The following is a 6148-nucleotide window of genomic DNA, read 5'->3' as shown; positions in this document are numbered from 1 at the left end:
CTGGCCGCCGCCCGCGCCGCCGAGGGGCGTCCCCTCGTGCTGACGCCCCATGGCGGCGAGGCCGCGCGCCTGGCCCGCGCGGCCCGCATCAGCGAGGCCGAGCCGGCGCTCCTCGCCGGTGCCCTCGCCCGGGCCTACGGCGCCGTCTGCGTCCTCAAAGGCCCCGACACCTACGTCTCCGACGGCACGCGCGTGGTGCTCGTCGACCGCGGCACGGCGGCCCTGGCCAAGGCGGGCACCGGCGATGTGCTCGCCGGCATCATCGGCGCGCTGCTGGCCCAGGGCCTCGCGCCCCTCGACGCCGCGGTGCTCGGCGCGACGCTCCACGCCGAGGCGGGGCGCGTCGCCGAGGAGCGCCACACGGCCATCGGCGTCATCCCCGAGGACGTCGTCGAGGTTCTGCCCGAGGCCTTCCGCTGCCTGGCCGGCTGAGCCTCGCCTGGCCAGCGGGGCTTCTCGCGACCCAAGTCCCGCCCTTCCCCGGGCCGTCCGCGTCTGCAGCGGAGCCCCCGCGCCCTCTCGTCGCTCCGTCTCTCCGTCCTTCCTCCCCTGGCCCCGAGGCTCGTCTCGGGGAGGGCGAGGGCGTGCGGGCGGAAAGCGGGATGATTTCTGGCGAGAAAGTCCGGTTCTGCATGATCGGCGACGCAGACTCCCTTTCTTCCGAAGGCGGGCTACGGGCGTTTCCCCAGGTCACGGTTAACGGCTGGCGCGAACGATCGGTTCCGAGCGACACGACGAGCGCAGAAATCATGCAGAACCGGACTTTCTCGCCAGAAATCGGCCGTAAATCTGCCCGACCCTCCAATCGGGTCTCCGAAAGCCGCCCGCCGACGCAACGCACAGCCTCTGGCGCCGTCCTTGCGCCGTGTCTGCGCGAGGTGATGCCTGGGAGATTTCGCCTGTGTTGCCCTCGGCGCGCTCCACGACATGCGTTGCGCCCCACCTTGCCTCGTCCGCGCTTTTTCTGAGGTCTATGCCCCGAGTATCCCGGGCTCTATCCGGTGTGCCCTGACGTGGCCGCGACGGCTCGCTGACCGTTCGTTGACGCCTGGGAGGCGACCGCTGCGGCCGCTACGCTCCATTCGACAATGCCCGCAAGGGCTTTCATCGAACGAAGGAGCGTGATCGCAATGGAGGCAACCAGCAAGCGCGACTGGGGCATGTTCGCCGCGGGCGTCGCCCTCATCATCGTCGGATTCGTCTTCCTGTGGGCGCCGGGGCTCACCCTCGTGAGCATCGCCGCCGTCGCCGGCGCGATGTTTTTGGTGGTGGGCGCCTTCGACCTCTACACCTACGCGCGCTACCATAAGTCCCTCGACCTCTCCGGATGGCTGCTCGCCTACGCCATCTGCGACATCGTCCTCGGGCTCATGTTCCTTATCCATCCGCTCATCGCGGCGGAGGTCATCCCCTGGGTGGCGGGGGCCTTCATGGCGGCTTACGGCATCTTCGAGATCGTCGCAGCCGTGCAGCTGCGCGGGGCGGTCAGCTGGGGCTGGCTTCTCGTCGGCGGCATCGTGAGCATCCTCTGCGGCGTGTTCTTCTTCATCTGGCCGGCGTCGTTCGCCATCTTCCTCGCGTTCTTCCTGATGATGCGCGGCGTCACCCTGGCGGTCTACGGCGCCACCCCGCGCATGGTGCTCTCCGACAAGTCGCTTCACCACACGGCGTAGCGCGTCCACGGCGCCCGCGCGGCGCAAAGCCGTGGTAACATGGGCGCATGAGAACGGCCGAGGGGCCCGGTGGATTCCGGGCCCCTCTCATGCGCGGGGCCGCGTCCGCTGCCCTGCGGCCCAGGCGGTGAGGGAGAAGGGAAGGACACCCGATGGAACACGAGCAGGGATCGCTGCTAGACGAGAAGGCGCTGGCCGAGGCGGCCGCCGACCCGGCCGCCCGCGTCGAGGCGCTGCGTCGCGAGATCGAGCACCACTCCTATCTCTACTACGCGCTCGACGCGCCCGTGCTCTCCGATGCGGCCTTCGACTCGCTCATGCGCGAGCTGCGCGAGCTGGAGGCGGCCCACCCCGAGCTCATCGACCCGTCGTCGCCCACCCAGCGCGTCGGCGGCTACGTGGGCGAGCAGTTCGCGCCCGTGCGCCATGCGCGGCGGATGTACTCGCTCGACAACGCCATGAACCTCGAGGAGCTCGACGCGTGGATGGAGCGCGTCGTAGAGGACTTCGGCCATTTCCCGCCCATGGACTGCGAGCTGAAGATCGACGGCAGCTCCATCGCGCTTACCTACGAGAACGGCGTGCTCGTGCGTGCGGCCACCCGCGGCGACGGCACTACCGGCGAGGACGTGACCGCCAACATGCGCACGGTGAAGGACGTGCCGCTGCGCTTGCGGCCCGAGGCGCTGGGCGCCGTGTCCGACCCGGCCGCGCCGCTCGAGCTGCGCGGCGAGGTGTACATGCCCAAAGCCAGCTTCGAGCGCCTGAACCTGGCGGCCGAGGCCAACGGGCGCGCCCCGTTCGCCAACCCGCGCAACGCCGCCGCCGGCAGCCTGCGCCAGAAGGACCCCGCCATCACCCAGGGCCGCGACCTGTCCACGTTCATGTACGCCATCGCCGAGGACGGCGCGCTCTCGGTGCCTGGCCAGGCGGAGCTTTTGGGCTGGCTGCGCGAAGCCGGCTTCCACGTGAACCCCGACGTGGCGCTCTGCGAGAGTGCCGAGGAGGTGCGCGCCTTCTGCGAGCGCGCCCTCGAGCGGCGCGAGCAGCTTCCCTACGAGATCGACGGCGTGGTGGTGAAGGTGAACGCCTTTGCCCAGCAGGAGGCCCTCGGGTTCACGGCGCGCGCCCCGCGCTGGGCCATCGCCTTCAAGTTCCCGCCCGAGGAGAAGACGACGCTTCTGCGCGCCATCACCGTGCAGGTGGGGCGCACCGGCGCGCTCACGCCCGTGGCCGAGCTGGCGCCGGTGGTGGTGGCTGGCTCCACCGTGGCGCGCGCCACGCTGCACAACCTCGACGAGGTGCGCCGCAAGGACGTGCGCGTGGGCGACACCGTGGTGGTGCGCAAGGCGGGCGACGTCATTCCCGAGGTGCTCGGCCCGGTGCTTGCGCTGCGTCCCGCCGACGCGCTGCCCTGGTCCATGCCCGAGGCGTGCCCGAGCTGCGGCTCGCCGGTCATCCGCGAGGAGGGCGAGGTGGCCTTCCGCTGCATCTCCATCGACTGCCCGGCCCAGGCCCAGGAGCGCCTGCTGCACTGGGCGAGCCGCGGGGCGCTCGACATCGACGGCATGGGCGAGGAGATCGTCACCCGCCTGGTGGAGGTGGGGCGCCTCTCTGACGTGGCCGACTACTACTCGCTCGACGAGGCCGAGCTGGCGCTGCTCGACATGGGGCGCGTGAACAAGGATGGGCAGCCCATCCGCCTGGGCGCCACCGTCGCCGCCAAGCTCGTGGCCGCCATCGAGGCCAGCCGCACGCGCTCCTTCGCGCGGGTGCTGTTCGGCCTGGGCATCCGGCACGTGGGCAAGACCATCGGCGAGGCGCTGGCCGGCGCGTTCCCCTCGATGGAGGCGCTTGTCGCCGCCAGCGAGGAGGAGCTGGCCGCGGTGGACGGCATCGGCCCCAAGATCGCCCGCAGCGTCTACGTGTTTCTGCGCGTGCCCGAGAACACGGCCGTCATCGAGCGTCTGCGCCGTGCCGGCGTCACCCTGGCCGAGGAGGCGCCCGCACCCGGCGAAGAGCGCCCCCAGACCCTCGCCGGGCTCACGTTCGTGCTCACCGGCTCGCTCACCCAGAGCGGCATGACCCGCGACGAGGCCGGCGCGGCGCTCAAGGCGCTTGGCGCCAAGGTGTCTGGCAGCGTGTCGAAGAAGACGAGCTACGTGGTGGCGGGCGAGGCCGCGGGGTCGAAGTACGACAAGGCGGTGGCGCTCGGGGTGCCGGTGCTCGACGAGACGCAGCTGCTCGCGCTGCTCGCGGGCGGGGAGCCGCCCGTGGCGGAGGCCGCCGAGTAGCAGGACGGGCGCGGGCAACGCGGCCGCCCCGCACCGAGTTGCCCGGGCGCGCGGGCGTGCAGGTGTTGGGCGCGGCCCGTTCGGCGCCAAGCCGCCTGGACGCCCGGGTGTCCGGGGTGCTGGGTGCTAGGCGCGCGGGTGCTCGGGTGCTGGGCGCTAGGCGTGGCTCGTTCGGCCCATTCCACCTGGACGCCCGGGTGCGCGGCTGCTGGGCGCGGCCCGTCCGGCCCATTCCGCACAGTTTTGACGACTTTGCGACGCCTGGGGGTGCGGACTCCAAGTTGGACACCCAGGTGTCCGGAGAGGAGGCCGCATGTACGGCGGGGAGGCTAGGCGGGACGCGCTGGACCTGTGGTTCGCGACGCTCGGGGAGATGTCGGTGGAGGACTTCGTCGCGGAGCTGGGGTATCCTTCTGAGTCGACGATGCGCAGGTGGGTCAGGTCCGACCCGAGGCACGACCCCGACAGGGCCCAGTACCGGTCGCTGCCGATGCTGGCGAGGCTGGAGGCGGTCAGGCGGGTCGCCGGCGGCGAGAGCGCCGCGGCGGAGGCCAGGCGGGCCGGGGTCTCGAGGAGCCACATGGCCAGGACCGTCTCGGGCTTCGCCCGGGGCGGCACCGCGGCCCTGCTGCCGGCGCCCGCGAGGAGGAAGAGGAAGGAGGCCGAGATGGACGAGGGGAAGGCCCGCCGGGCGAGCCGCCCGGCCCGGCCCATGCCCTGCGAGCAGCCGCCCCGGCTGCCCGACGAGCTGCCGGACGACCCGGCGGCGCTCAAGGCGATCATCGCCGAGCTCGAGCTCAGCAACGCGGCGCTCAGGGAGGTGCTGGCCGTCCTAAAAGCCGCGGCGCCGGCCCTCACCAACGCTGAGGCCGCCGGCTGCGCCTCGAGGCTCGAGGGCCCCTTCGGCGCCGCGGCCGCCTGCGCGGCCCTCGGCCTGGCCCGCTCCACCTACTACTACCAGCTCGGCGCCCTGACCTCGCCGGACGCGCCGCCGGACGGGATGGCCGGGGAGGTCGAGCGCGCCTTCCGCGTGGACGGCGGCTCGTCGCGGGGCTACCGGTTCGTGCGGGAGGTCGTGTCCCGCCGGCGGGGCCGCCCGGTGTCGGAGAGGGTGGTGCGCCGGCACATGCGCGCGCTCGGGCTGCGCGTGTGCTACGCGCGCAGGGGGCGCTACAGCTCCTACGCCGGGGAGGTCGACGCGCCGGCGCCCAACCTGCTGCTGCGGGAGGACGGCACCCACGACTTCTCCGCCGCCCGCCCCAACGAGGCGTGGGTCAGCGACGTGACCGAGTTCCGGCTGCCCGGCGACGGCCGCAGGGTCTACCTGTCGCCCGTCGTCGACCTGTTCGACGGCAAGCCCGTCGCGTGGTCGATCGGCACGAGGCCCGACGCGCGCCTCACCGAGTCGTCGCTCGAGGCGGCGTGCGCCACGCTGCGCGCGGGCCAGGCGCCCGTCGCCCACACCGACCGCGGCTGCCACTACCGCTGGCCGGGGTGGAAGGCGATATGCGAGCGGCACGGCCTGGCCAGGTCCATGTCGCGCAAGGGGCGCAGCCCCGACAACGCCGCGTGCGAGGGGTTCTTCGGCAACCTGAAGAACGAGTTCTTCCACGGGCGGGACTGGTCGGGCTGGCGCGCCGAGGCCTTCATGGAGCTGCTGGACGGGTGGATGCGGGCCTACTCGACCGAGCGCCTCAAGGCGTTCCGGGAGGACGGCCGGATCGTCTACGACACGATAGACAACCGCAGGAGGCGGCTGGGCCTGGCGGTCTAGGCTGCGTCCAAGTAACTGTCCGCACCCCCCCTTTCGTCGCAGCTGGCGGGCGTCTGGGGGCGTATGCCCAGGTCACGGTTGATCGGGTGCCCGCCCGTCTTTGGAATCCCCTCTATTCGCCGCCTTTTCGTCGCAAAGTCGTCAAAACTGTGCGGTTTGGTGCCGGCTGCCTTCTCAGGTCTCGCTTCCGGCTTGCGTGGCGCTCCGATGCTCGACGCCCGGCCCCGGCGATCGGCCCCGCACCGCCCGGCCCCAGCCCGACCCGCCTGGTCGCTGGCTCTTGGCGCGGCCGGCGCGCGGTCCTCAGATCCGTTGCTCGCCGACCGCCTCGGCCACGGCCCCTCCGCCGACCGCCCCTGCCCCCCGACGCACCGGCGTGCCGGCGGCGCTCGCCCCGGTTTAGGCCC

4 protein-coding genes are annotated in these 6148 nt (G+C 72.4%); all 4 read left to right on the top strand.

Features of this window, described 5'->3' with window-relative positions:
• The coding region (locus D1643_RS09270; RefSeq protein WP_201751062.1) for an NAD(P)H-hydrate dehydratase at positions 1-432 on the top strand (432 nt) is incomplete at its 5' end.
• A 698-nt stretch (positions 433-1130) separates the two neighbouring features.
• Positions 1131-1673, top strand: a complete 543-nt coding sequence (locus tag D1643_RS09265; RefSeq protein ID WP_160710349.1) for an HdeD family acid-resistance protein — start codon at positions 1131-1133, stop codon at positions 1671-1673.
• 152 nt (positions 1674-1825) lie between these two features.
• Positions 1826-3967: an NAD-dependent DNA ligase LigA gene (gene ligA / locus D1643_RS09260; protein WP_160710348.1), complete on the top strand. Its 2142-nt coding sequence runs from the start codon at positions 1826-1828 to the stop codon at positions 3965-3967.
• A 313-nt stretch (positions 3968-4280) separates the two neighbouring features.
• Positions 4281-5741, top strand: a complete 1461-nt coding sequence (locus D1643_RS09255; RefSeq protein ID WP_160710347.1) for an IS3 family transposase — start codon at positions 4281-4283, stop codon at positions 5739-5741.
• The last annotated feature ends 407 nt before the right edge of the window (positions 5742-6148 follow it).

The organism is Enterorhabdus sp. P55, assembly GCF_009911695.1.
Taxonomy (GTDB): Bacteria; Actinomycetota; Coriobacteriia; order Coriobacteriales; family Eggerthellaceae; genus Enterorhabdus.
Note: the sequence above shows the minus strand (reverse complement) of the source record. Positions and strands in the feature narration are given on the sequence as shown.